This is a genomic window from Mesorhizobium sp. BR1-1-3, from assembly GCF_020165455.1.
GTDB classification, from domain to species: domain Bacteria; phylum Pseudomonadota; class Alphaproteobacteria; order Rhizobiales; family Rhizobiaceae; genus Mesorhizobium; species Mesorhizobium ciceri.
The window spans coordinates 240,733-265,612 of record NZ_JAIUIC010000002.1 but is presented as its reverse complement, the minus strand read 5'-3'; the positions used below and the strand labels follow the sequence as shown (position 1 = coordinate 265,612).

General features: G+C 60.6%; 23 protein-coding genes and 2 pseudogenes. 13 read left to right on the top strand and 12 right to left on the bottom strand.

The features are described from left to right. The first annotated feature begins 11 nt into the window (after positions 1-11). The 11 genes and pseudogenes from LB559_RS05655 to LB559_RS05605 all read left to right on the top strand — a co-directional run bounded on the left by LB559_RS05655 (position 12) and on the right by LB559_RS05605 (position 10,291). Complete coding sequence (locus LB559_RS05655; protein WP_063170677.1) at positions 12-1,097, top strand: ABC transporter ATP-binding protein; 1,086 nt, start codon at positions 12-14, stop codon at positions 1,095-1,097. Then, a pseudogene (locus tag LB559_RS05650) lies at positions 1,058-2,457 on the top strand (response regulator); the annotation flags it as partial. The gene LB559_RS05655 and the pseudogene LB559_RS05650, both read left to right, overlap by 40 nt. 424 nt (positions 2,458-2,881) lie before the next feature. Next, the gene (locus LB559_RS05645) at positions 2,882-3,430 is read left to right on the top strand and encodes a hypothetical protein (protein ID WP_224673393.1); all 549 of its coding nucleotides are present in this window, start codon (positions 2,882-2,884) and stop codon (positions 3,428-3,430) included. After that, a complete protein-coding gene (locus LB559_RS05640; RefSeq protein WP_127371244.1) occupies positions 3,427-4,125 on the top strand; it encodes a hypothetical protein in 699 nt (232 codons plus the stop codon). Before LB559_RS05645 ends, LB559_RS05640 begins: the two co-directional genes overlap by 4 nt. A 181-nt stretch (positions 4,126-4,306) precedes the next feature. Continuing rightward, on the top strand, positions 4,307-5,515 hold the full coding sequence (locus LB559_RS05635) for a glycosyltransferase family 9 protein (RefSeq protein ID WP_224673391.1): 1,209 nt from the start codon (positions 4,307-4,309) through the stop codon (positions 5,513-5,515). Positions 5,516-5,714: 199 nt separating this feature from the next. Then, a complete protein-coding gene (locus LB559_RS05630; protein ID WP_224673389.1) occupies positions 5,715-6,032 on the top strand; it encodes an ArsR/SmtB family transcription factor in 318 nt (105 codons plus the stop codon). Further along, complete coding sequence (locus tag LB559_RS05625; RefSeq protein ID WP_224673380.1) at positions 6,029-6,517, top strand: SRPBCC family protein; 489 nt, start codon at positions 6,029-6,031, stop codon at positions 6,515-6,517. Before LB559_RS05630 ends, LB559_RS05625 begins: the two co-directional genes overlap by 4 nt. 306 nt (positions 6,518-6,823) lie before the next feature. Then, the gene (locus LB559_RS05620; RefSeq protein ID WP_224673644.1) at positions 6,824-7,804 is read left to right on the top strand and encodes an alkene reductase; all 981 of its coding nucleotides are present in this window, start codon (positions 6,824-6,826) and stop codon (positions 7,802-7,804) included. Positions 7,805-7,958: 154 nt separating this feature from the next. Next, complete coding sequence (locus LB559_RS05615; protein WP_224673378.1) at positions 7,959-8,678, top strand: SDR family oxidoreductase; 720 nt, start codon at positions 7,959-7,961, stop codon at positions 8,676-8,678. Between the two features lie 556 nt (positions 8,679-9,234). Continuing rightward, a pseudogene (locus LB559_RS05610) lies at positions 9,235-9,886 on the top strand (IS1 family transposase); the annotation flags it as partial. A 141-nt stretch (positions 9,887-10,027) separates the two neighbouring features. Continuing rightward, positions 10,028-10,291: a DUF6894 family protein gene (locus LB559_RS05605; protein ID WP_224673376.1), complete on the top strand. Its 264-nt coding sequence runs from the start codon at positions 10,028-10,030 to the stop codon at positions 10,289-10,291. A 150-nt stretch (positions 10,292-10,441) separates the two neighbouring features. On the opposite strand, the gene LB559_RS05600 is transcribed toward LB559_RS05605, so the two are convergent. The 9 genes from LB559_RS05600 to LB559_RS05560 all read right to left on the bottom strand — a co-directional run bounded on the left by LB559_RS05600 (position 10,442) and on the right by LB559_RS05560 (position 20,000). Continuing rightward, a complete protein-coding gene (locus LB559_RS05600) occupies positions 10,442-11,185 on the bottom strand; it encodes an amino acid ABC transporter ATP-binding protein (RefSeq protein WP_263498957.1) in 744 nt (247 codons plus the stop codon). Then, positions 11,182-12,156, bottom strand: a complete 975-nt coding sequence (locus LB559_RS05595; RefSeq protein WP_013525195.1) for an amino acid ABC transporter permease — start codon at positions 12,154-12,156, stop codon at positions 11,182-11,184. Before LB559_RS05595 ends, LB559_RS05600 begins: the two co-directional genes overlap by 4 nt. 59 nt (positions 12,157-12,215) lie before the next feature. Beyond that, positions 12,216-13,049, bottom strand: a complete 834-nt coding sequence (locus LB559_RS05590) for a transporter substrate-binding domain-containing protein (protein WP_224673375.1) — start codon at positions 13,047-13,049, stop codon at positions 12,216-12,218. Positions 13,050-13,180: 131 nt separating this feature from the next. After that, positions 13,181-13,567: a carboxymuconolactone decarboxylase family protein gene (locus LB559_RS05585; protein WP_063170687.1), complete on the bottom strand. Its 387-nt coding sequence runs from the start codon at positions 13,565-13,567 to the stop codon at positions 13,181-13,183. Next, positions 13,560-14,390 (bottom strand): alpha/beta fold hydrolase, encoded by an 831-nt coding sequence (locus LB559_RS05580; protein ID WP_063173994.1) that lies wholly within the window; start codon positions 14,388-14,390, stop codon positions 13,560-13,562. Before LB559_RS05580 ends, LB559_RS05585 begins: the two co-directional genes overlap by 8 nt. After that, complete coding sequence (locus LB559_RS05575; protein ID WP_224673373.1) at positions 14,390-15,463, bottom strand: LLM class flavin-dependent oxidoreductase; 1,074 nt, start codon at positions 15,461-15,463, stop codon at positions 14,390-14,392. The genes LB559_RS05580 and LB559_RS05575 overlap by 1 nt, the downstream gene beginning before the upstream one ends. Before the next feature lie 39 nt (positions 15,464-15,502). Beyond that, positions 15,503-17,014 (bottom strand): aldehyde dehydrogenase, encoded by a 1,512-nt coding sequence (locus LB559_RS05570; RefSeq protein ID WP_224673371.1) that lies wholly within the window; start codon positions 17,012-17,014, stop codon positions 15,503-15,505. Beyond that, positions 17,011-18,003: a flavin reductase gene (locus tag LB559_RS05565; RefSeq protein ID WP_127371394.1), complete on the bottom strand. Its 993-nt coding sequence runs from the start codon at positions 18,001-18,003 to the stop codon at positions 17,011-17,013. Before LB559_RS05565 ends, LB559_RS05570 begins: the two co-directional genes overlap by 4 nt. 191 nt (positions 18,004-18,194) lie before the next feature. Further along, complete coding sequence (locus LB559_RS05560; protein ID WP_224673368.1) at positions 18,195-20,000, bottom strand: helix-turn-helix domain-containing protein; 1,806 nt, start codon at positions 19,998-20,000, stop codon at positions 18,195-18,197. A gap of 199 nt (positions 20,001-20,199) precedes the next feature. Here LB559_RS05560 and LB559_RS05555 point away from each other — a divergent pair, with 199 nt between their 5' ends. After that, positions 20,200-20,784, top strand: coding sequence for an amino acid synthesis family protein (locus LB559_RS05555; protein WP_224673367.1), 585 nt, complete (start codon positions 20,200-20,202; stop codon positions 20,782-20,784). Between the two features lie 322 nt (positions 20,785-21,106). Beyond that, positions 21,107-22,246 carry an FAD-dependent oxidoreductase gene (locus tag LB559_RS05550; protein ID WP_224673365.1) on the top strand — a complete coding sequence of 380 codons (1,140 nt, stop codon included), beginning with the start codon at positions 21,107-21,109 and terminating at the stop codon, positions 22,244-22,246. A 183-nt stretch (positions 22,247-22,429) separates the two neighbouring features. On the opposite strand, the gene LB559_RS05545 is transcribed toward LB559_RS05550, so the two are convergent. The 3 genes from LB559_RS05545 to LB559_RS05535 form a co-directional block, all read right to left on the bottom strand. After that, a complete protein-coding gene (locus LB559_RS05545; RefSeq protein ID WP_224673356.1) occupies positions 22,430-23,668 on the bottom strand; it encodes an NAD(P)/FAD-dependent oxidoreductase in 1,239 nt (412 codons plus the stop codon). A 7-nt stretch (positions 23,669-23,675) separates the two neighbouring features. After that, a complete protein-coding gene (locus tag LB559_RS05540; RefSeq protein ID WP_224673354.1) occupies positions 23,676-24,029 on the bottom strand; it encodes a RidA family protein in 354 nt (117 codons plus the stop codon). A gap of 135 nt (positions 24,030-24,164) precedes the next feature. Beyond that, on the bottom strand, positions 24,165-24,875 hold the full coding sequence (locus LB559_RS05535) for a M15 family metallopeptidase (RefSeq protein ID WP_224673353.1): 711 nt from the start codon (positions 24,873-24,875) through the stop codon (positions 24,165-24,167). Between the last annotated feature and the right edge of the window lie 5 nt (positions 24,876-24,880).

Sequence of the window (24,880 nt, the reverse complement as noted above, 5' to 3'; positions counted from 1 at the left end):
GGAAAATACCAATGAGTGCGCTCACCATATCAGGTGTCGATAAGGCCTATGGCAAGGCGAAGGTCATCCACGGCGTGTCCGTCGACATCGCGTCGGGCGAATTCGTCATCCTGGTTGGCCCGTCCGGTTGCGGCAAGTCGACCTTGCTCAGGATGATCGCCGGCCTGGAAGACATCAGCGCCGGCGAGATCGCGCTCGAAGGCAAGATCATCAACGATGTCGCGCCGAAATCGCGCGATATCGCCATGGTCTTCCAGAACTATGCGCTCTACCCGCACATGACGGTGCGTGAGAACATGGCCTTCGCACTGACGCTGAAGAAGATCGATAAAAGCGAGATCGACGCCAAGATTGCGCGTGCCGCGACGATCCTCGGACTGCAGGACTTGCTGGATCGTTATCCGCGCCAGCTTTCCGGCGGGCAGCGCCAGCGTGTCGCCATGGGCCGCGCTATCGTGCGCGACCCGAAGGTCTTTCTGTTCGACGAGCCACTCTCCAACCTCGACGCCAAGCTGCGCGTGCAGATGCGCGCCGAAATCAAGGCGCTGCACCAGCGCCTGGGAACCACCATCGTCTACGTCACCCACGACCAGGTCGAAGCCATGACTATGGCCGACAAGATCGTCGTCATGAATGGCGGCATCGTCGAACAGGTCGGCGCCCCGCTCGATCTCTACGACCGGCCGGCCAATCTGTTCGTTGCCCAGTTCATCGGCTCGCCGTCGATGAACATCCTGGACGGCCGCACCACTACGGACGGTTTTGTCGCCAGCGACGGCACGGTATTTCCGCTGCCTGCGTTGGGACAGGGCGAAAGTGCGCTTGCCTGGGGCATCCGGCCCGAACATCTCAAGCTCTCAGACAGCGGCGTGCCGGCGGTGGTCGAAGTGGTCGAGCCGACCGGCGCGGAAACCCTTGTCATGGCCAAAGCCGGCAACAACACGCTGAGCGCGTTGCTGCGCGAGCGGATTTCCGTGATGCCGGGCCAGAAGGTTTTCCTGGCGCCGGACCTCACCCAGTTGCATCTGTTCAACGCCAAGGGTCAGCGCATTATGCGGGTGCGGAACGCATCAAGGGTTATTCGGCAGATGAATTAATCGGCAAGCACTTTTCGCAATTCTATACTCTCAAGGACCGTGAGCGGGGCAGTCCGCAAAGTGCCCTGGAGATCGCCGCCCGTGAAGGGCGAGTTGAGCGCGAAGGCTGGCGTATACGCAAGACGGCACTGCGTTCTGGTCCCACGTGGTCATCGACGCCATTCGGCACGAGGATGGCGAACTCCTGGGGTTCGCGAAGATCACACGCGACATTACGGAGCGGAAGAAGGCGCAGGAGTCCCTGGATCAGGCACGTGAGGCCCTTTTCCACTCCCAAAAAATGGATGCGATCGGCAAACTGACGGGCGGCGTCGCTCACGATTTCAACAATTTGCTGATGGCGATTCTGGGTAGTCTTGAGCTGCTCCGCAAACGGCTTCCCGACGATCCACAATTGCTGCGTCTTCTCGACAACGCGGTGCTCGGCGCGCGACGGGGAGCGTCCTTGACGCAGCGCATGCTGGCCTTTGCCCGGCGGCAGCAACTCGATCCAAAGCCTGTCGATTTGATAGGGCTCATACACGGAATGAAGGATCTCTTGGAACGATCGCTGGGCTCAAGGGCGATCATAGAGACGAAATTTCCGCTCTCGCTTGATCGTGTGATGGTTGATGAAAGTCAAATCGAACTTGCCTTGCTCAACCTGTGTGTCAACGCCAGTGACGCCATGCCTGATGGTGGGACGATCATCATTTCCGCCCGGATGGAACAGGTCGGCGAAAGCAATGGTGCTGGCTTGGCTCCCGGCCATTATGTCTGCCTCTCGGTAGCCGACAGTGGCGAAGGAATGGACGAAGAAACGCTGGCTCGGGCGACGGAACCGTTTTTCACCACAAAAGGCGTTGGCAAAGGTACGGGTCTCGGTCTGTCTATGGTGCATGGGATGACAGAGCAAATGGGCGGGTGCCTAGTGCTCAAGAGCTCCAGGGGAACCGGAACCACAGCGGAACTATGGCTGCCGATCGCAACCGCGAGCTCGGAATTCGCGCGCGGGCCGGATGTTCTTGCCGAGGAAGCCATTGAGACGGCGTCGCTGCGGATTCTGGCAGTGGATGACGATGCGCTGGTCCTTTTGAATACCGCGGCAATGCTCGAGGATCTCGGCCATACTGTCGCGGAGGCGCATTCTGCGGCGGCAGCCCTCAGGTTGCTGGAGGAGCAGCCGTTCGACCTCGTCATAACGGATCATGCTATGCCGAAGATGACGGGCCTGCAGCTATCGAATACGATCAAAGTCCAGTGGCCGAACGTACCCGTCATTATAGCAACGGGCTACGCCGAACTCCCGGGGACTCGCGACATCAAAATTCTCAGCAAGCCATTCACGGAAAAGGAGCTAGCGAGCGCGATAACATCTGTTCGCTTTATTTGGGCCGCCGGCCCGGCCAATGTTCCGTCGAGCCAAACGAAATACCGTCGCTCACGGTTGCTTGACTCCGGCCTGACTGCAACAATATCCCGACTGTGGCGCTCTGGCCTTGCACGATCGCCATCGCGGCGGGTTGATCCATTTACCTGGGGTCTACCGCCAGCCGCGCAACCTTGCATAATGCGGGCAAACTCACTTCCAACTGCAGAGTTACACTATGATGCCAATCTACATCGGGTACGACCCACGCGAAGCCCGAGTCCTCGAGGTGGCGCGATGGAGCGCCTTCCGCCGGACAAGCACGCCGTTGCAGATCCACCCACTGGTGCTCAAAGACCTTGAAGCCCAAGGAATCATGAAGCGACCGATGGAGGTACGTGACGGTAGGCTCTGGTGCCCGATCTCCGAGGCACCGATGGCGACCGAGTTTGCCATATCGCGCTTTGCCGTTCCGTTTATGCGGCAAGGCGGCTGGGCCATGTTCTGCGATTGTGACGTTCTTTTTCTGCAGGATCCCGTCAAGCTGCTCGACCTGGTCGATCCTTCCTACGCGATCATGGCGGTTAAGCACCGGCAACGCGAGTCTGAAGCCGTCAAGATGGACGGACAAACGCAGACGTTCTATCGGCGCAAGAACTGGTCGTCGGTCGTTTTGTGGAATCTAGACCATCCCGCCAACAAACGACTGACGAACGAAATGCTTAATACGTGGCCCGGACGTGACCTCCACGCCTTCAAATGGCTCGAGGATCATGAGATCGGGGAGTTGCCTCTGGCATGGAACTACCTCGTAGGGGCGTCGGCTTCCGAACTCGACCCCGCCGAGGTGTCGCTGGCGCACTACACGCTCGGCGGTCCCTGGTTTGCCGGTTGGTCGGGCGCCACACAATGGGACGAATTGTGGAGCCGAGAAGAAAGCATTCTGCGTGCGTTTGAGGAAAATGCGGTTCAGATCCCCGCATGAAACCTCCGCTTTCGGATCTCTTGCCCGTGCTCTCAAAGCCCATCCTCCGCTTGCCCAGGCTCACGGGTCCCGCCTTGGTCATGGGATCGGCGCCGAATTTTCGCCTCCCGTACGGACATGATGCCGGTTGGGCGCTTGTAACCGTCAACGCTTCCCAGATTTTGGCGGAAACCTTTGGCCTCGCCGCTCCTGATATGGCGCTGATGCGTCGCGGCATTCTAGTTGGCCAAGGTGAGCAGGACTTCTACAAGCGTGACTTGCTAAAAGGGCGGCAGGCAAAGCATCTGATCGTCCCGATCTGGCCTGACGTGGAGGACAAGCTGAAAGCCGGCTGTCGCACCTTCGATTATCGTTACGACACCTTGCAGGCGCTTACCAGGTGGCAGCTTGCCAACATCGTCTGGCGGCTTAGCGGCAAATTTCACGTATCCCGCGGCTGGCACCGGAACATCTCCACGGGGGCTTTCGCTGTCATGCTTGCGCGTTTCGCCGGCTTCGCTCCGGTTGTGGTCAGCGGGTTTTCCCTGTCTCAGGCCGGGCATGGATACGATAGCCGAAACGCCTTCCGATATCATGCCGACGAAGATGCGGATTTGCTTCGGCGGGTGGCGAGAAGAGGCGAGCCCATCTACGCGGAAGATAGAGACTTCGCCAGAGAAAGCGGATTGCCGCTTTGGCAGGGACAGACGCCATGACCACGGCATCCGCAGACCGACAGGCCCCGGTTCCGCTCCTCCCAGGCAGCGAGCGCTGCGTGGGATTGCCTTTTTGTTTGTGGAACAAACGAGAGGTGCATGGGTCGGAGGTTCCAAGGCTGCCGATCCATCGATCACCACAAGCGGCACATGAGCTCTCTTGGACGTTTGTGCGCGCCCAATGACCAACATCCTGCCCCATCGTTTTGACGTGCTGAATATCTCGATGGCTGATCGGCTGGCTGTCAAATCCATTCTGGTTATCCAGGCGAAGTACATCGGGGACGTCATTCTGACCTCGGCGCTTATGCGAAATCTGCGCGTCGCCTACCCACACGCCATCATGGCCATGCTTTGCGCTCCTGGCCTGCGAGACTTGGTGGTCAGCCAAGGTATCGCAGACATAGCCATCGGATTCGACCCTCGAGGTGGTGGTAGAAGCCTAACCAGGCGCTTGAAGGAATATTCAAGCTTGGTCGCTGAGCTCCGCCGCCGAAAATTCGATCTCACCATCGATCTGACCGACTCGAAGACATCGAGGATGCTACACAAGCTGATCGGCGCCCCAATGCGCGTCGGATACGATCCCCCCGAAGTGCCTTTAAAATCTTGGGAAAGTCAGCCTGCCAATATATTTGCTGAAACCTTCGGCCAGGGAGGCGCGCATTACCTGTACCGATATCTTTCGCCGCTGAGAGCGCTCGGGATAACGTCGAGTGAAGTGACACCGAGGCTTGAGCCCACGTCCATCGGACGAGGCGCTTCGACCCAGATTCTGGCTCAGAGCAATCTGAATGCAAAAGCTTTCGTCGCGGTGCACGCCGGAGCAAGGTTCGAAGGGCGGTGCTGGCAACCTGAACGGTTCGCCGCAGTGATCGATGAGGTTTATGAAACGACGGGCCTGCGGTCACTGCTGATTGGCGGACCTGACGAGAGCGCAATCGCGCAACTTATCCTGAATGTGGCGGTCTCCCCGTTGGCAAGCGTTGTTGGCAAAGCCTCGCTTGAGACACTAACAGCATTGCTTGCGGACGCGTTTATCTTCCTGGGAAACGAGAGCGGCCCAATGCACTTGGCCGCATCGGTCGGAACTCCAGTTGTGGGCCTCTACGGGCTCACTCCCCCAGATGTCTGGGGGCCAGTTGGCGTGCCTTACCGCACGGTTGAGCCGCCATTGCCTTGCCAGTGTGTTGCTCCCCATTTGTGCAAACCCAACAACCCGGGCGGCGTCTACTGCGTGCACCGATTGCCCGTTGCCAAGGTCGCTCAAGCAACACATGAGTTGATAGAGGCGGTGAGACAACAGGGGAATGCATCCGTCAATTCACCTCCTCCCGGCGGCGACGCGCTGATCCTCCCATCGGCTCAGGATCGGAGCCGGTTGCAGTAATGACCTCGGCATGGGCTGTACGGGTCCTTGGCAAGATCGTCCTGCAACGCTCTCATCGGCTCGCGCTTTTGCATGCGCCGCGGCTCGCCCGGAAGGCGCGACGAGACGGGGCCGCCAAGGCGGCTTAATCAGAGTCAACGGGCCGCCCGTCGACTACTCCAAGGTTGACATGGAAGGCCCGTCGATTTAAGTCGCGTTAGTGGTCACTAACGCGAACTACTGGACTGCGCTCGGAGATTCGACGAGACGAACGATCTTCGAACTGTTGCTCGAACAGCCTTGTTCGGTCAGCGGACTTGCTCGTGCGCTGCCTGTAACCAGACCAGCGGTCTCTCAGCACCTGAAGGTACTCAAGGAGGCCGGGCTTGTTGCCGACACGCGCTCGGGCAAGGAAAGCATATATCGTATCGATCCCGGCGGCCTGGCAAGTCTGCGCGCGGAAGTCGATCAGTTCTGGAGCAAGACCCTGGCGGGCTACAAACTAGCCGTCGAGCCTCCAAAGAAGGACCAGGTATGAGCAAGCATCCTGCTACCGAGCCTGTAAGGCACTCCGTCGTCGTCGAGGCATCTATGGCGCGTGCCTTCAAGGTCTTCACCGAGGATTTCGGCAGGTTCAAACCTCGCGAGCACAATCTTCTCGCAGTGCCCATTGCTGAGACGATCTTTGAAGCCTGGGTTGGGGGGCACGTTTACGATCGCGGCGTCGACGGCAGCGAGTGTCGCTGGGCTCGTGTATTGACTTACGATCCGCCGAGCCGGCTGGTTCTGAGTTGGGATATCAACCCGCGGTGGCAGATTGAGTCTGACCTGAACAAGACCAGCGAATGGGAAGTCCGGTTCACGGCGGAGACGGAGAACCGGACCAGGGTTGAGATCGAGCACAGGAATTTCGAGCGCCACGGCGAAGGCTGGGAGAGCGTGCGCGGTGGGGTCGATAGCGATCAAGGCTGGCCGCTGTACCTGCAGCGGTTCCACGATCTTTTCACCGGTCGGGCGCCCTGACGCCGTGCCGCGATTTGAGAACGTCGCTCGCAAGCACAGTTTGGGTCCATTGCGGTTCCGGTGAGCGGAGACAACATGGAAGCCTATTGGTTAAGCATTCTCGGTCGCGTTGGCAATCTACTCGGGTTCGTCCAAAGGATTTGCGGGAGGGCTGGCGGGACCGGTAATCCCTGCAGACGACGACAACCGGCTCTACCTCCGAGGGCGCCCTTCCGACAGATGGCGACCTCCCGAACGAACTGACCGTCAAATATTACGGTCAGCGCGGTAGCGCCGGCCTGATCATCTCCGAAGTCAACGACGTGGATCACGTCCAGCCACGGCTACGCGCGGATTCCCGGGATTCACTCCGAAGCCCAAAAGCAGGCCTGGCGCCCGGTGACCGAAGAGGTTCATCGTCAGGGCGGCACCATCTTCATGCAGCTGTGGCATGTCGGCCGACTGGCGCATTCCTCGCTTCTGCCGAACGGCCAGGCGCCAGTGGGCGTGACCGCGGAACAGGCCGTCGGCTCAGAGGTATTCGCCCATGGCCCGGACGGCCGGTTGCGCTTCATGGCGGCAGAGATGCCGAGGCCGCTCAGCACCGAGGAAGTGACGGCCATGGTGGGAACCTTCGCCAAAGCCGCCGCCAATGCCCGGGAGGTCGGGTTTGACGGAACCGAGATCCATGCCGCCAATGGCTATCTGATCGAGCAGTTCATGAACTCGGTGCTCAACACCCGCACAGACTGCTATGGCGGCGGCAGCATGGAAGATCGTACGCGCTTCCTGATGGAAGTCGTCGACGCGGTCGTGGCGGAATTCGGCCCGGGACGCGTGGGGGTTCGCCTTTCACCGTTCGGCAAGTATGGTTCGATGCCCGCTGATCCGCTCGTCGAGGAGACGTTCCTGTACATCGTCGAGCAGCTCGGGCGCCGCGGCGTGGCCTATGTCCATCTGCTCTATGAGCTGCTGCCCGACGGCAACATGGAATCGGTCACGTTCGAGGCGCGCCATCTCGACCATGACATGCTCGCCAAGGCGCGAGCGTTGTTCCCCGGCGCGTTCATATGGTGCGGCGGCTTCAATGACGTCGAGCATGCCCAGGCCGCGCTCGACACCGGGCTGGTGGAACTGATTGCCTACGGTAGGCCGTATATCGCGAACCCCGACCTCGTCGAGCGTCTTCGAAACAGCTGGCCATTGGCTGTGGCGGACCGGTCCGTCTATTACACCCGCAACGGTGAAGTGGGGTACACGGACTTCCCCGCCTATTCGAACGACGGCGCAGCAAACAGGGCCGCCTGACACGGCGATAGGCCGAGCAGGAGTCAGGCTCAGCGCCACGCACTCCTGCCGGTGGAGACGACCTCCACCGTTCCCGGCGAAGTCGCCCTTTACCCGCGCAGATCCTGGACCTGATGCGGCCGACCGCCCTTCTTTCACAACAGGTAGAGACACAATGACAAAGCGAACATTTCTCGTCACCGGCGCCAGCAAGGGCATCGGCCGCGCGCGCTCGGCGCGGCTCGCAGCCGCCGGCCATCACGTGGTCGGCATCGCTCGCGGTGAGAATCCAAACTTTCCCGGCACGCTGGTGCCGATCGACCTCAGTGACGGCAAGGCTTCGGCCCAAGCCTTTGCCGATCTCGTCCAGCGCTATTCCTTCGATGGCGTCGTCAATAATTTCGGCATGATCAAGATGCATCTGCTGGGCGAGATCGACCTCTCGGACGTGGACGACATATTGCGCGGCAACCTCCACCCGACGATCCAGGCGGTGCAGGCGATCCTGCCGACCATGCAGGCGAAGGGCTGGGGCCGCATCGTCAACCTCTCCAGCATCGGGGTCGTGGGCATTGCGCGGCGCAGTGCCTATGCGGCCGCCAAGGCGGCGATCAACAGCCTGACGCGCACCTGGGCGCTGGAACTGGCCGAGACCGGCATCACCGTGAACGCCGTGGCGCCCGGCCCGGTGGAGACGGAGATGTTCCGCCAAAACACGCCTGTCGGCAGCGAGGTGGAAAAGCGCTTCCTGTCGATGATCCCGATGCGGCGCCTCGGCAAGCCGGAAGAAATTGCCGCAACGATCGCCTTTCTGCTCTCGGACGACGCCGGATTCATTACCGGACAGACATTGTTCGTCGATGGCGGTGGATCGACTGGAAGAGTGTCTATCTGAACACCGGCCTACAGCTTCGTCATCCGATCAAGTCGCACATTCGGAGGAATGCGACGGGAAGACAGTGCTGCTTTTTTGCGGCCATAGTCGACGAAAATCCCAGATGGCGCCCTAGCCGCTCCCACCTAGCGTCGGCTTGTCGCTCCGTGACAAATCCTGGGTCTCATTTAAAATATACCCAGGATTTGTCACAATCCCAATGTCTGGTCCTTGGCTTTCTCAACTCGCCACTCCGGTCACAATGATGCTCTCCTGGTCAGCGGAGAATCGACACGTGGGCGTACAACATCGCTTTCGAAATCACCGCTTTCCGACCACACCCAGGCCAGCACCCGTTCGACCGTCTCATTGAGATACGCTGCCCGAAGCCCACATACCCAGACGATAGCGACGCGCTAGCCTTCCGCATGCAAGGCATCGACCAGCTCGCAGTCTCGGGTCATGTTTCGATCGAACTTCGCAGCCCAGAATTCCGGCCTGGACGCTGGTGTGCTGCACCAGTGACAACCCGCGTGCCGATGCCAGAAGCATCCGTGAACGAGGATTACCGCCCGTCGACGTCAAGATGGCAAAGGCCGCGCCGGAAGGCCCTCGACACATGGACATGGACGGCAATCGATGCCGACACCAAGCTTGTCATGTCGTGGCTGGTCGGCGGGCGCGACAGCGAATACGCAATGGGCTTCATAGACGATCTTTCGCGCCGCTTAGCTAATCGCGTCCAGCTTACGAGCGACGGCCATAGGGCCTATCTAGAGGCCGTTGAAGGTACCTTCGGCGGCGACATCGACTACGCCATGCTGATCAAGCTCTATGGGGCTTCGCCTGACAGCGCCAAGGGCCGTTACAGCCCTGCCGAATGCACTGATGCGCGGAAAGAATGGATCGAAGGCAATCCAGACATCAAGCACGTCAGCACGTCATTTGCAGAGCGCCAGAACCTTACCATGCGGATGCACATGCGCCGCTTCACGCGCCTGACAAATGGCTTTTCCAAAAAGGTGGAGGCTCACGCCAACGCCGTGGCGCTTCACTTCATGTACTACAATTTTGGCCGTATCCATGCGACCTTGCGGCTGACCCCGGCAATGGCCGCTGGCGTGACTGGCAAACTTTGGGAGTTTGGCGATATCGTGGCCCTGATCGAAGCGAAGGAATCCGAGAAGCCGGCGGTGCGCGGCTCCTATAAGAAGCGCGCGTTCGCCTGACAGACCCCACCGAAGGGTTGCTCACTGCCGATTGATGTTGGTTTTTTGCGGCTGCAACGCTTGCAATCTTCGGCGTGGCCTACGCCCTGATTGAGATGTAGTAGCAATGAAACATTTCTGAGGGTTCGCGATTAGGGCTAAATGGCCCGCTTCTTCTTCGATCTAGTCGACAATGGAACCTCATACCCGGACACGGAAGGCACAGACCTTACAACCCTAGCTTCTGCCGAAGATGAGGCAGCAAGGGCGTTGCTCGAAATAGCCAAGGACCAGATGCCGAACGGCACATTCCGCCAAGTCGCATTGCAAGTTCATGCCGGTACAACCGCGCCGCTGTTTGTGGTAAAAGCGACGTTGGAGCTAATCCGCAACGAGCCTTATCCCGATCAGCAAGTGGGAGCCTAACCATCTTGCTGTTGAAAGCGCCCGACGCTTTCAGATGCGCGCGGCGGCACGGGTGGAGACTTGCGCTCCACCATAGCAGAGACCGTCCGCATTATCGCTGAATAACTGACCCACTACCCTCACCGCCATTGGCTTGGCAAAATGTGCGTATCAGTGCTTCAGTATCTGGCTGAGAAACAGCTTGGTGCGATCGTGCTGAGGATTGCCGAAGAAGCTGTCCGGCTTGCCTTCCTCGACTATCTGGCCGGCATCCATGAAGATGACGCGGTCGGCCACCGCCCGTGCAAAGCCCATTTCATGAGTGACGCAAACCATAGTCATGCCGTCGCGCGCTAGCCCGGTCATCGTATCGAGCACTTCCGACACCATTTCCGGGTCGAGTGCCGATGTCGGCTCATCGAACAGCATTACCGCCGGCTTCATGCACAGGCTTCGCGCAATGGCGACGCGCTGCTGCTGGCCGCCCGACAGCTGGACCGGGAATTTGTTCGCCTGTTCGGGAATGCGCACGCGCTCCAGGAACTGCAGCGCGGTCTTGCGTGCCTCGGCGGCGGAAACGCCCTTGACCCACATCGGCCCGGCCATGCAGTTCATCAGCACGGTCAGATGCGGAAACAGGTTGAAGTGCTGGAACACCATGCCGACATTGCTGCGCACGTCGGCGACGTCCTTCATCTTTGGGTGAAGATGGATGCCGTTGACGGCGATGTCGCCCTCCTGATGCGATTCGAGGCGATTGAAGCAGCGGATCAGTGTCGACTTTCCGGAGCCGGACGGACCACAGATGACGATGCGTTCGCCTTTGTGGACCGTCAGATTGATGTCCTTCAGGGCATGGAACTGGCCGTACCATTTGGAGACGGCTCTGGCTTCAATGATGGCTTGAGCGCTCATCGCACCTTGCTCCTGGCATAGTGTCGTTCGATGCGGGACTGGATCAGCTCGAGGCAGATCGACAGCATCCAGTAGATGAGAGACGCCGAAATCAGCATCTCCATGTGCTGGAAGGTCTTCTGACCCAGCGTGCGGGCAAGGAACATCAGTTCCCAGACGCCGATGACCGAGACCAGCGAACTGTCCTTGAGCATGGAAATGAACTGGTTGCCGGTCGGCGGAATGATGACCGGAAGCGCCTGCGGCAGTATGATCCGGCGCATGGTCAGCGAAAAGCCAAAACCCATCGAGCGCGATGCTTCCCATTGACCACGGTCGATGCTCTGGATTCCCGATCGGAAAATTTCGGTCATGTAGGCGCCGTAGCACAGCGAGAGCGCCAGGATGCCGGCGGGAACCGCACCGACCACGAAGCCCAGTTGCGGCAGGCCGAGATAGATCAGATAAACCTGCATCAGGAGCGGCAGGCCGCGAAAGAACGAAGTGTAGAAGCTTGCGATGGCGTAGGCGAAGCCGTTGGTGGACAGCTTGGCTACGGCACCCAGTATGGCGATCAGGGAGGCGATGATGATGGAGATGGCCGAGACGTAGAGCGTGGTCACCACGCCCTGGGAAATCAGGAATGGCAGCTTTTCCCGGATGAAGGGCAGGCTGAGATGAAAGGTCGCGAAGAAGGCCAGGAAGAGCAGCAGCAGTTCGAACCAGACGATGGCGATCTGGACACGCAGCGAGGCGAAGCCGATCAGGACGACATTGAGGACGAACAGAAGCGCGATCACGAAGGCGATGGCAAACCGACCATAGAGGCCGCTCTGCGACGGTTCGCCGATGACCGGGCGCATCAATTCGCCGAAGCTCGTCGACGTCAGGTTGAAGGCGAGGAAGATCGCAAAGACGACGCCGAACATCGTCGCCACAAACCACGGCTTGTGCACGAGGACTTCAGCTTCGACGGTATCGGGGTAGAGCATAGCCTGTCCCTTCGAATGGTCGGCGGCCCGCACAGGCGAGCCGCCAGCGAACGTCGGAACTACTTTACGACCGAGTAGTCGACCCCGTACCATTTCCTGGAGAGCGTGCTCAGCGTTCCGTCGCCTTTCATGGCCTTCACGGCATCGGCGATCCTGGCCGAGAATTCCGGGTCACCGTGTTCGATTGCGACAGCCAGGGGCTCATAAAACACCGGATCGCCGATCTGCCTGATCGGATAACCGGCTTTCACGGCATCGACGATGCTGGGCTGCGACGAGACGACGGCATCGAGCCGAACGCCGTCACCGACCCGCAGATCGTCGAAAGCGGTGGTGGAGTTCTCGTAGGAGTGCACTTCCTTCGGGTTGAGCTTGTATTCGAATGGCGGCGCACCGGCCGCGTCGAGCGTCAGATCCTTCTTGGCATAGGCTTCGAAGGTCGATGTCGTCGTCGCGCCGACAACCTTGCCATCCAGATCGCTCAACGATTTGGCCTTGCTGTCCTTGTGAACCGCAACCGCTGCTGGCGTGTAGTAGTAGACAGCGGGAAAATCGAAGATCTCGGCGCGCTTCTTCGTCGGCGTCATCGAGCCGACATGCATGTCCCAGCGGCCGACCCAGTTGCCGGCGGTGATGATGTCCCAGCCCGGCGTCACGAACTCGACCTTGACGCCGATGCGCTTGCCGATCTCCTTGGCGACATCGATGTCGAAGCCGTCCAGCTCGTTGCTGGCATTGAGGAAGGACTGCGGCGCCCAGTTGGCGTCAGTTGCGACCTTGAGAGTTCCGGCCGCCACGACACGGTCCAGCACCGCGCCGGCCTGAGCCGGAAGCGTCGTCAATGTCAGGGCAAGCGAAGCCGCCAATGTCGCCATTTTCAGAGATGTTTTCATGTGCACCGTTCCCCTTGTTGTTGTTGCTAATTTAGAAATGAGACTGCCGTCGCCGTCTTCCGGCGAGGCAGAGGAGGTTTGCCGCGCCGATTGCTCGGAACGAAGGTAAGCCGACGGTCGCGAAACGCTTGTCATGGCGTGTCGGCCTTGGCTTCGTCGCGCACCGCACGCGCGACACGGAAGGCCTCGACACCTGCCGGAACGCCGCAATAGACCGCGATCTGGATCAGGGCCGCCCGCAGCTCGTCGTCGCCAAGCCCGTTGCGCATCGCACCTCGAAAATGCACGCCGAATTCATGCATGCGCCCCAGTGCCGCAAGCATGCCGAGATTGAGCAGGCTGCGCTGCTTGAGATCGAGCGCGGCGTCAGTCCAGCATGTGCCCCAGCAATACTCGTTGAGCATGTCCTGGAGGGGCCTGGAGAAGTCATCGGCATTGCCGATTGCGCGGTCGACATAGTCGTCGCCCAGTACTTTGCGGCGGACTGCCTCGCCGGCTTTCTGCAATTTGCTATCCATGGCTGGTCGCCCCTGCCCGTCGTGAGTGGTCATCCAGGAAATCCGCAATCAGGCCAGCGACCGGCCCGGGCGCTTCGATCAGGATCGAATGCCGCAACCCCGGCAGGATCTCGAGCCGCGAGCCGCGGATCTGGTCGTGCATATGACGCGCCATGCGCGGGTTGGATCCCTGGTCGTCCTCCCCCGTCACGATCAGTGTCGACGACCTGATCTGGTCGAGGATGCCGCCGAAATCTGTCTCGGCCAGAACCCGGTAAGCGGCGGCGTAGCACGCAGGATCGTTCTCGGCGTCGCGCCGATGCAGCTCGGCGATCACATCCGGGTTGCGCTCCTGAAACTCCTCGGTCAGCCACCGCGAGAGCGACGCGGCATGGTGCGCACTCGGCTGGCTGGCGGTCAAAGCGGCGAGACGACGCAGAACCGCCTGCCGTTCTTCCGGCAAGCGCCCGGCGACGGTCGCCAGCAGCACCAGCTTTTGAAGCCGATCGGGATGGGTCAGTGCCAGGCGCTGGGCTATAAGGCCGCCCAGCGAGAAGCCGGCAAGATGAAAGCGCGCAAAGCCAGCATGATCGGCCAGCGCCAGCGTATCGCCGACGAAGTCATCAATCTCGTAGCGTCCCTTGATGCGCGCCGACCCGCCATGGCCACGTAGATCAAATGTGAGCACGGTGAACTGATCCGGCAGGCGAGCGACGACGCCGCTCCACGCTTCCAGATAGGAGCCGACGCCATGGATGCAGACCAGCTTCTGTGGCCCGTTCCCGTCGACACGATAGTTGAGCGCCACATCGCCGTGAACGAAGGAACCGGTCGCCATCGCCATCAGTGCCCCACCGCGACAGCCCTGGTGCGATCCCGCGTGGCGAAGTGCGGCATGACCTCATCGACGAACAGCCTGATCGTCTTCTTCTGCAGCTCGAACGGCAGGTTGAAGGTGAGTCCCAGGCAGTACTGGTCGACGCCCGCGGCCTCATAATCCTCGAGCTTCTCGATGATCTCGCCTGGGGTGCCAAACATCAGGTTCTTGCGGATGCTCTCTGGATTGTAGTTGTCCTTGCCCTTGACGCTTTCATAAGGCACAGCCTCGGGGAAACCGTTCTTTACCGTGCCGATGTTCTGGAAGAGGTTCTCGAAGGAGCGCCCGTAGTCGATGGCGTGGCGGACCGCGACTTCCCAGTCCTCCGGGCGATCGTAGATGCAGGTGCGGCGTTGCATCATCAGGCGTGGGCGCGGCACTTCCGGATGGTCGGCGACCGCCTTGCGAAATTTTTCGCCGAGCACGGCAATCTCGGCTGCGGGCGCTGAAAGCGGCGTCGACAGGATGTTGGCACCGATGCCTACGGCCCAGTCGAATGTGCCGGGGTCACGTGCCGCCACCCAGATCGGCGGATGCGGCGTCTGCAATGGCTTGGGAACGCCAGCGGCCAGCGGAAACTTCCAGTAGTGGCCGTCATGCGCATAGTCATCGGCCCACAGTCTCTTCACCGCCGGCACCAGTTCCTTGAGATAGGCGACGCCCTCCTGCTGCGGCATGCCGCCGGCCATGCGGTCGAACTCGTATTGATAGGAGCCGCGGGCTATGCCGAACTCCAGCCTGCCGCCGGTCAGGTGATCGCAAAGGGCGGCCTCGCCAGCCAGCCGGATCGGGCTCCAGTACGGCGCCACCAGCGTCGAGGTGCCAAGCCGGATCTGCTGCGTGTGCTGCGCCAGCCAGGTCAGGGTCATCAACGGATTGGGCGAGATGGTGCACTCGATCGTATGATGCTCTGCCGTCCACAGCGTCTCGAAGCCGCCGGCGTCGGCCATCTGCGCCAGCTCGAGCAGATTGCTCTTCACCTTCGACATCGGCATGTCGGGCGAGAAGCGCTCCATGGTCAGCGACACTGCAAACTTCATTTCTGTTGTCCCGTCCTTTGTGGTCGGTGTGGATGATGCTCAGCGCAGGCGGATGACGAATGGGTCCTGCATGACCCCGGAATAATCGATCATGATGTTCTTCAGCCGCGAGAACTCCTCCATCACGTCGAAGCCTCCCCTGCGGCCATAGCCGCTTTCCTTGAAGCCGCCATTGGCCGACATGAAGGACGAGGCGCGATAGGTGTTGATCCAGACGGTTCCGGCATCGACATTGCGGGCAAAGCGCAGCGCGCGGTCGATGTCCTTGGTCCAGATGCCGGAGGACAGCCCGTAGCGCGTGTCATTGGCGAGTGCTGTCATCTCTTCTTCCGAAGAGAAAGGAACCACGCCGACAACCGGACCGAAGATTTCTTCCTGCATGAAGTCCATGTCATTTCGGGCGTTGACCATGACCGTCGGCTCGAAGTACCAGCCTTCCGCGAGCTCGGCCGATTGCGGTCTGCGGCCACCGGCCGCGATCATAGCCCCCTGATGGACGCCAGAGGCGACGTAGCTTTCAACTTTGGCAAGTTGTGCCGACAGCGCCAGCGGACCCATGTCGGTATCGTCATTCAGGGGGTGGCCCACCCTGACCCGCTTGGCGCGCTCGACCAGCGCGTCGACGAAACGGTCATAGATACTGGCCTCGACGAAGCAGCGCGATCCGGCAACGCAGCTCTGGCCGGCGGCGGCGAAGATGCCGGAGACGACGCCGTTGACGGCATGGTCCAAGTCGACGTCGGCAAAGACGACCTGAGGTGATTTCCCGCCAAGCTCCATCTGGCACGAAACCAGGTTTGCGGCCGCGTTGGTGGCGATCCGCCGGCCGGTGGCCGTGCTGCCAGTGAAGACGATCTTGGCGATGTCGGGATGACGCGTCAGCGCGTCGCCGGCGCTGGTGCCGGTGCCGGTCACGACATTGACGACGCCGGCGGGGAAGCCGGCTTCCATGATCAGTTCGGCCAGCGCCAACGTCGAGGCGGTGGCGTGTTCGGACGGCTTGATGACAACGGTGTTACCGATGGCAAGGCACGGCGCCAAGGTGCCAGTGAGCAGCATCAGCGGCGAGTTCCACGGCGTGATCATGCCGACGACGCCAAGCGGCTCGCGCATGTTGAAGTTCAGCATGTCAAGCTTGTTGACGGGGATGGTGTCGCCCATCAGCTTGTCGGCCATCCCGGCGAAATAGCTGTAGGAATCTGGCATGGCGCGCATCTGCGCCCGCATCTCCTTGAGCAGCTTGCCATTGTCGCGTGTCTCGATCAGCGCCAGCTCGTCGGCATGTTCGAACACCAGTTCCGCCAGGCGATAGACGAGCTTGCCGCGGTCGGTCTGGGTCATGCGGCGCCAAGCCGGATCGGCAAAGGCTGCTCGCGCAGAGGCCACAGCGGCATCGACATCGGATGCGTCGGCCTCGGCCAGTTCATACCAGGACCTGGCGGTCGTTGGATCGTAGCTTGGAATATATTGCCCGCCTTTCGGTGCGACGAAACCGCCGCCGATGAACAGCTGCTGGCGGGAATTCTCGATCGATTTGACTGACGTCTTCATGGCTGTTCCTGTTCGGCGTCCTTGGGGCTTTGCATCCATGGCTTCGAACCGCCATCAATGCTGGCGAGACGCCCGCCATCGCCCGAATCCATGTAGATGCTGAAGCGCTCGTCGTGCCGCTCGCGGCTGTAGCGGCGCAGCAGCGCGCGGATTTCGCGCGCCGGAATGTCTTGATAGGGAAGGTCCGCCAGCGGAAAGAACTTGAATCCCGCGGGCAATGTGAGGGCGGCGGAAGCGCCGGAGAGCCGGGCGCGATAGATGAGGTAGCCGGGATCGCTGTCGGCGACATCGAAGACGGAATAAAGAAACGTCTCATCCGGAAGCAGCGTCAGTGCGTCGCCGCCTTCGAGCTTGAGTTCGTTTTCCGCCTTGCGGCTCTTGGCGCTGGGCAGCACCCAGCCGCCCTTGCCGTCGGCGCGCAACAGGATGTTGCCTTCGGCTTCGATCAAATAGCCGACGATCATCGAGTGGGAAGCAAGCCAGCCCGGTGGCAGTGGATCCTTCACCGAGGCATAGCGTCCGCGGCAAAAGCCGAGCGGTGCCGACGGACTGGTGCCAAACGCCTGCACGGCGCCGATGAGAACGGCATGGTCGCCGGCATCGACGCGGTTGTGCACGGTGCAGTCGAACCAGGTCAGGCATTCGTTGAGGATCGGCGCCCCGGTGTGGACACGGTCATGGCTGATCGAGCCGAACTTGTCGTGCGCCTTCGAGGCGAAGACCGCCGAGACGTCGGTCTGCCCCTCATGCAAAAGATTGACCGCGAAAGAGTCGGACGCGTTGAACGCGGCATAGCTGGCAGCGGCCTTGCCGACGCAAACCAGAAGCAGCGGCGGATCAAGCGAGACCGACGTGAAGGAGTTGGCCGTCATGCCGCGCGGCGTGCCATCGGCGTCGCGGGTGGTGATGACTGTGACGCCGGTCACGAAGGTTCCGAATGCCCTTCTCAGTGCAATCGGATCGATCGTTGGCTGTGGAGTCGTCAGCATCTGGCCTCGTGTTCCCTCTTCGTATTGCGCGAGACGTTAGCCGCTGACCTGCAGCCGTTCTTCCTCCTGTTGATAGGAACAGTAGGCAGAGAGGCTGCTGTGTTTGCGAGCAAGGATCGCGGACAACAACGCAAACGGCAGGGAAGATACCCAAGCTGGAAACAGTCCGCACGGCGGAGGCTGGAACGATGCTATCTTTCGACCGAAGCGCGGTTGTCGATGACCTCGCGCAAGCGGATGGCGAGCTCGAAAGCAAAGCGCCGCTCAGGGGTGTCGAGATCGACACCGAACAGTTCCTGGATGCGCGCCAGCCGGTACCGCAAGGTGGTCACGTGCAGCCCCATCGCATCAGCGCAGGCCTGGCTGCGGCAGCCTTCGCGCAGATAGGAGAACAACGTCTCCATATAGGGGGTGCCGTGCTGGCGATCGTGATCGGCGATGGCGCCGACACTGTCCTGCACGAAGCTCCGCACATCCTCCACCTCGGCGGCCGCGATCAGCATCGGCAGGGGGCCGAAATCCTGGCTGGCAAAGACGCCGGTCCGGCCGAACGAGCGTCCGATGCGGATCATGCGCCGGCAGCGATCCCATGCCGGGGGATAGTCTGCAAGTTTCGTGCAGACACCGGAAAGCACGATGAACGGTTCCTGGCCGAATTGGCGCCCCAGTTCCTCGGCGATCTTGCGCAGCAGCTTGGCGAGACGGTCCCTGTCTTCGCCCAGCTCAGCCGGGATCAGGCAGACGAGGCCATTGTCGACGACGATGATGTCAGCCGCGACCGAGTTCTGCTGCAGCAACCGGATCACCGCATGATGCGGATCGACCAGACGTCCGGCGCTGCTTTGGGCGCCTTCAGGCAGGTCGATGAGGATCATCTGCTTTGGTGATGCCAGCCCTACGCCAAGCCGCTGCGCCCGCTGCATTACATCGGCGGGGTCCTGCCAGCGATGCTCGACCACCTCTATGAACAACTCAGTCAGCGTGCGTGTCTCGAATCGGAAGCGGATGAAGCTGCGCATCATCTGGACGCTGAGCGCGAATTTGGCGCTGTCCAGCAGGAGCAGGTCGAGCTGGCTGAAGGGCTCCTGCATGGTGAAGATGACCATTGCCCCGACAGCCTCGGCATCAACGCTCAACGGTTCGATCTTCGCAGTGAGACGCAGACGGCGCGTGCCGTCGTCGAGGAAGAACGTATGAGCCTCGCTGTGCGGCTGATCCACCGCCGACCGCGCGACCTTCATGATTTGCCGGTGCAGGCTGGTGCTGGCGGCAAGCTGCCAGGCCGCGTCGTCGAAATGCTTCTCGCTCGGTGAGCGGCTGGCGACGATCAGGTTGGCGGTGAAATCGACCACGGCGACGGGGTTCGGCACAAGTGCTGCGATCTTGCCGGCAAGCGAAGGCATCGAGCTTTCGGCCAAGGCCTGCTGCAGCAGCGACGTATGTGCCTGGAGCGCCTGCTGGAGCCGTTCCGATGCACGCTTCTCCTCGCGCAGCTTGTGCTGTTTCTCGACAGCGATTTCACCGAGATGGACGATCATCCCGATGAAGGCGAGATCGTCGGCGCTGACGTCCATGATCTCTCGCGAGATGACGCTGAGCACCATCGGCCTTCCGGCCTCGTCGAGGCAACTCATCGGCATTACCAGAACGCTGCGGTAGTCGCGTTCGTAAGCCTCTATCCGATAGCCAGGAAACTCCTCCGAGACCCGGGCATCCCTGATATAGACGGCCTCGTTGCGTTGCAGGGCAACGATCGACGGACTGGTGGCGAGTTCCCAGCGGTCGGGGAGCGACCGCTGGATCAAGGTCGGGTCATGGCGAACAATCACGTAAGCATGGCCATGCGGTGCGTCGATGCTCATGATCGACCCCATCGTCCATCCGGCATGCCGGCAGGCGGCCAACACCAGATCACGCAGGACCGTGCTGAGATCGCCGCCTGAGTTGATCAGGCTGGCGGCGTCGCGTAACGACAGGATTTGCGACTGATGGTTCACTGGTGTGATCTGTTCCGGCTGACCGATCTGTTCCTGTTGGCACTGCGAGCGCCGATATAAGCAATTCGCGGCCGAGTGAAGCTACACGTATTCCGAGAGCGAGACATTCGGTTTTTCCTCTGAAGCAGAGGAAGACGCGTGGTGCGCGCCTTCCTAGCCTGGCCCTTTCGAGTTTGGGCAGGAAGGACCGTTGGCGCGAATGGAAATCAGGAAAGTCTGCACCTTCATCGACGAGGTTCTGATCGAGGGCGGCAAGGTCGCTGGCAAACCGGTCACATCGATCGTCGTCGCCGCCGTGTTGAAGAACCCGTGGATGGGACGGGGCTTCGTCGAAAACCTTCGCCCCGAGATCATCGACATCGCCCCCAAGCTCGGCGCCGAACTTACGCAGCGGCTAACCGCCTTGATGCCGCCGGCCGAGATCGAATCCTACGGCAAGGCCGCGGCCGTCGGTATCAATGGCGAAATCGAACACGCCTCGGCGCTGATCCACACGCTGCGCTTTGGCAATCTGTTCCGCGATGCCGTCGGCGGCACCACCTATCTCGAATTCTGCAACACCAGAAACGCCGCCGGGGCGTTGTTGTCACTGCCAATGATGCACAAGAGCGAGAACGGGAGGCGCTCGCATTTCATCACCGCCAACTTCCAGATCGCCGATGCACCGGGTGCCGATGAAGTGCTGGTTGCCATTGGTGCAGCCAACGGCGGACGCGTTCACGCCAGGATTGCCGACAGGTTCCAGGATATAGCGGAAATGGACGCGGAAAACGGCTCCTCCTGATAATCGGAGTCGTGTCAGGTCGTAGACCGACCAGCCTTTGTCCTGTCTTTCAAGCGCGCCATTGCGGGACATTGGCTGCGAAAGGCCTTCTACAAACCGGGGTGGCTTCTGGGAAGCGGGACCTTGTTTCGTGCAAGGAGCCGACCTATTCTACGCTCCGTCGCGAAAAACAACTGCCTGACCATTGTCACCTTCGTCAGGCAGTCGAGTACACGTCAACTGTGCACAGCACGGTTCGGCCAGCGTCTCCGAGAGTAACCGCCCGACGAGAAGTCGGGCTCATGGCAACCGTCATTCCGACGGATGCATTGGAGCGCTAAAAATGCGAAATCGTATTGCAATCATTGGTGCGGGCCTTGGTGGCCTCACGCTTGCCCGCGTTCTTCATGTCCATGGCGTTTCAGCCACGCTCTATGAAGCCGACGCCTCCTCCGCCTCGAGAGCGCAGGGGGGACTTCTCGACATCCACGCATATAACGGTCAGCTCGCCCTCAAATCCGCAGGTCTGTTTGACTCGTTTCTTCAGCTCGTCCGTCCTGGCGAAGATGCAAAACGGATTGTCGACAAGGACTGTCATATCTTGTTCGACAGGCCGGGCAGCCACAGCGGCGAGCGTCCTGAAGTGGACCGGGGCGAGCTTCGCAAGATGCTGATCGATTCGATCCCGGCCGATATGATCCATTGGGACCATAAGGTCACGTCCGTGGCAGCTACCGACGACAATCGCCATGAGATCACCTTCATGGACGGCTCAAAGGTGACCTGCGACCTTGTCATTGGGGCCGATGGCGCGTGGTCGAAGGTCCGTCAACTGCTTTCTGATTCAAAGCCGGCCTACACAGGAACGTGTTTCGTCGAGACATTCCTTTTCGCTGGCGACACGCGCCACAAGGCGAGCGCAGAGGCGATCGGCAGCGGCACGCTGATGGCCGTTGCGCCCGGCAAAGGTATCCTGGCGCATCGCAATGCCGACGGTAGTCTGCATGTCTACGTCGCCTTGAACAAACCGGAAGACTGGATCGCTTCGATCGACTTCAGTGACGCTGAAGCTGGGTTGGCTCATATCGCCGGGCAATTCGAAGGATGGGCTCCGCAGCTGACTGCCCTCATCACGGACTGCGACACCGATCCAGTGCTTCGACCGATCTATGCGCTCCCGGTTAGTCATCGCTGGAGCCGGGTGCCAGGCGCAACTTTACTCGGCGATGCCGCGCATCTGATGTCCCCATTCTCTGGCGAAGGCGCGAACCTCGCCATGCTTGATGGCGCGGAGCTTGCCCAAGCGCTCTTTGCCTATCCTGATGACATCGAAGCCGCACTCGCTGTCTACGAAAACGACCTCTTCCCACGAAGCGGCAAGGTGGCCCAAGAAACCGAGCAGAACCTAAAGCGGTTTTTTGACGACACCGCACCGCAAAGCGTGGTCGATCTGTTCGGTGCGATGCAGGGATCGGCGAAGTAATCGCACTGGGGCGTGACTCGCTGAAGTCCCCGACAACACGACCGGTCGGAGGCCCAGGAGGACGATCTGGGCTCCGCCGTGATACCGGCGGAATCTGGAAGGAGGTGAGATTTGAGAATTCATATTCCAATGCGAAGCGGTCTCGGTCTAAGCGGTATCCGGCTCAGCCGCGACCCCGTTGTTTCAGAGATATCGCACAGGGGATACAGCCTGAGTCTCCTGATCTTCGGCCCTGCCGCCCGCCAGTTCCGAGAATAGCCGGGCGCTTGTGGGTCCAAGGGTAAATCCCTGATGGCCGTGACCAAAATTGCACCAGAGACCGGGGATTTTGGGAACGGCGCCAACTACGGGAAGCATGTCTGGCATGCATGGCCGCCAACCTGCCCAGGGCTCAGGCTCGACGGCTTCACCGAAATCCATCACCTCGCGCGCCATATGTTCGGCTCGGGCCAGTTGCCAAGGCGTCTTGGTCGACGCGAAGCGGGCAATCTCGGCGCCCGTGGTCAGCCGAAGCCCTTGACTCATGGGGCAATAGAGGGCCGCGGCGGCAACATCGAACAACGGCCTGCCTGGAAGGCGATCGGCTTTGTAGTGCCTGTGGTAGCCCCGCTTGCGTATCATGGGCATGGAAACGCCCAACGGCCTGAGGAGGGATGGCGACCAGGCACCGAGCGCAATGACTATGTTTTCAGTGGCCAGGCGCCGCCCGTTCCGCAAGTGGACGTGCCAGCCGGAAGCAGGCTGCGTCAGTGACCGCACTTCTTCTTCCAGCAGTGTGCCGCCGCGGCGGCGAAAAAGCGCTGCATACGTCGCGACGAGCCCGCCCGGATCAACACAACTTCTGCTTTGTTGCCAATGCACGGCACCCGCGAAATCCCTCTTCAGGCAGGGCTCCTCACCTCTCAAAGCCTGATTGGTCAAGATGCGCGACTGAACACCAAAGTCCCTTCTGTAGCGTTCCGCCTGCGCGGCGTCCGTATCGAGCTCACGGGCCTCGCGATGCATCTGGATGTAGCCGCGTCTTACGAACAAGTGTTCTGCGCCGGCTCCGGCAATCAGCTTGTCGTGGTCCGCGGCGCAGTGGCCAATCAGCTGCCTATAGATTTGGGAAATTGTCCGATATCTTATCGGGGCAGAGTTGAGATAGTAGAGCGCGAGTGGCAGTGCGGCGGAGGGCAGAGCCGCCAGCTGGTACCTGACGTCGTTGCCCAACCCGAGTGCCAGACGCAGTATATCAAGCGCGGCCCGCGGAAATGCATAGGGCTCCATCACTTCGACCTGGACAATCCCGGCGTTTCCGTAGCTTGCCTCCCTGCCCGGTTGCCGACGGTCAATAATGATGACCTCATGCCCGCCTTCTTGCAGGGCAAGTGCTGTCGTCACACCGACGATGCCGGCGCCGAGGATTGCAAACTCACTCATCGGCAAGTCAAACGCTACAGTCCTGCGCGATGACAGCTATTTCAATCAGCGCGTCGACGACCAACTCGCTGACCACAGTGACACGGACCGGCAGCGGATGGTGACTGAAGAAAGCGCGATACACCTGGTTGAAGGCGGAGAAATCGTCCTTGCGCACCAGGTAGCAGGTACAGGAGAGGATATCGCGTCGCGATAATCCACTAGTGCCAAGGGTGGCCTCGATCCGCCGCAGAACGTTTTGGGTTTGCTGCACAATGTCGCCGGAGATTTTTCCAGTGTCATCGAAGCCGAGTTCGCCCGAGAGGTAGACTGTATCGCCGGCACGGCGAAGGTTTGAGAACGGCAGTGTGGAAGCGGTCATGACAGGTCCTTGGAAGGATCGGCGCGGCGGCGCTCTTTTGGGTTCGCTAGCGAGCAAACAGGTTTTGCCGTCGCAGGACGTTGATACAGGATGGAGCCCGCTCCGAGGCGAGCAGGCTTCCAGTTCCAGCGGCAATCAACGAGAGGTCGTCTCCGCGCCCTTATCCATCGAGAAACTTAGCTGGCTGTAGATCGCTCTGTCCTTGTCGAAATAGCGCGCCCATTCACGGTCCCCGAATGAGAAATGCCACCATTCGCCGTCAAATGGCGCAAAGCCGGCGCGAAGCATGCAGAACCTGAGCGTCTGTCGATTGCGCCAGTGCTCTCTCTTGATGAATGGCGAAAAGACGTAGGTGTCCGGGCAATCCTCGCCCAGTTCAGTGCCCATAGCGAGCGCCTGACCGTTCGATTGAATGATCCGGACGTCGACCGCGCCGCCGGTCGGGTGCCCTGCTACCTCCGGTACGGCCGAGAAACGATGAGCCGCCTCCTTCAGCGCTTCACCAGACAGGGAGGGAGTTCTTTGCTGCACGTGCTGGATCTGCTCCTGGAATTGCTGGCGCTGCACATCGAGATGCCGATAGCCACAGACAACCTCCAGGTCGTAATCCTGTGCGCGGAGCGCGCGTTGCGCCACATCCAGCATCGGAACCACACGCGACCGGACGAAGATCTGGTCTCCCGTGTGTACTTTCATCGTGCTGTCTACGGCGAGGACTTTGCCTGAGAACTCGGGGCCGATCGCAATCAGGGGCTCGTCATTGTCCTCGACCGGCACTGCGGCCAATTCCGTGTATGTCAGGAAATGCCGCTCAAGGGCAGCATAGCAGGCGTCCTGCGTGTTCATGTAAT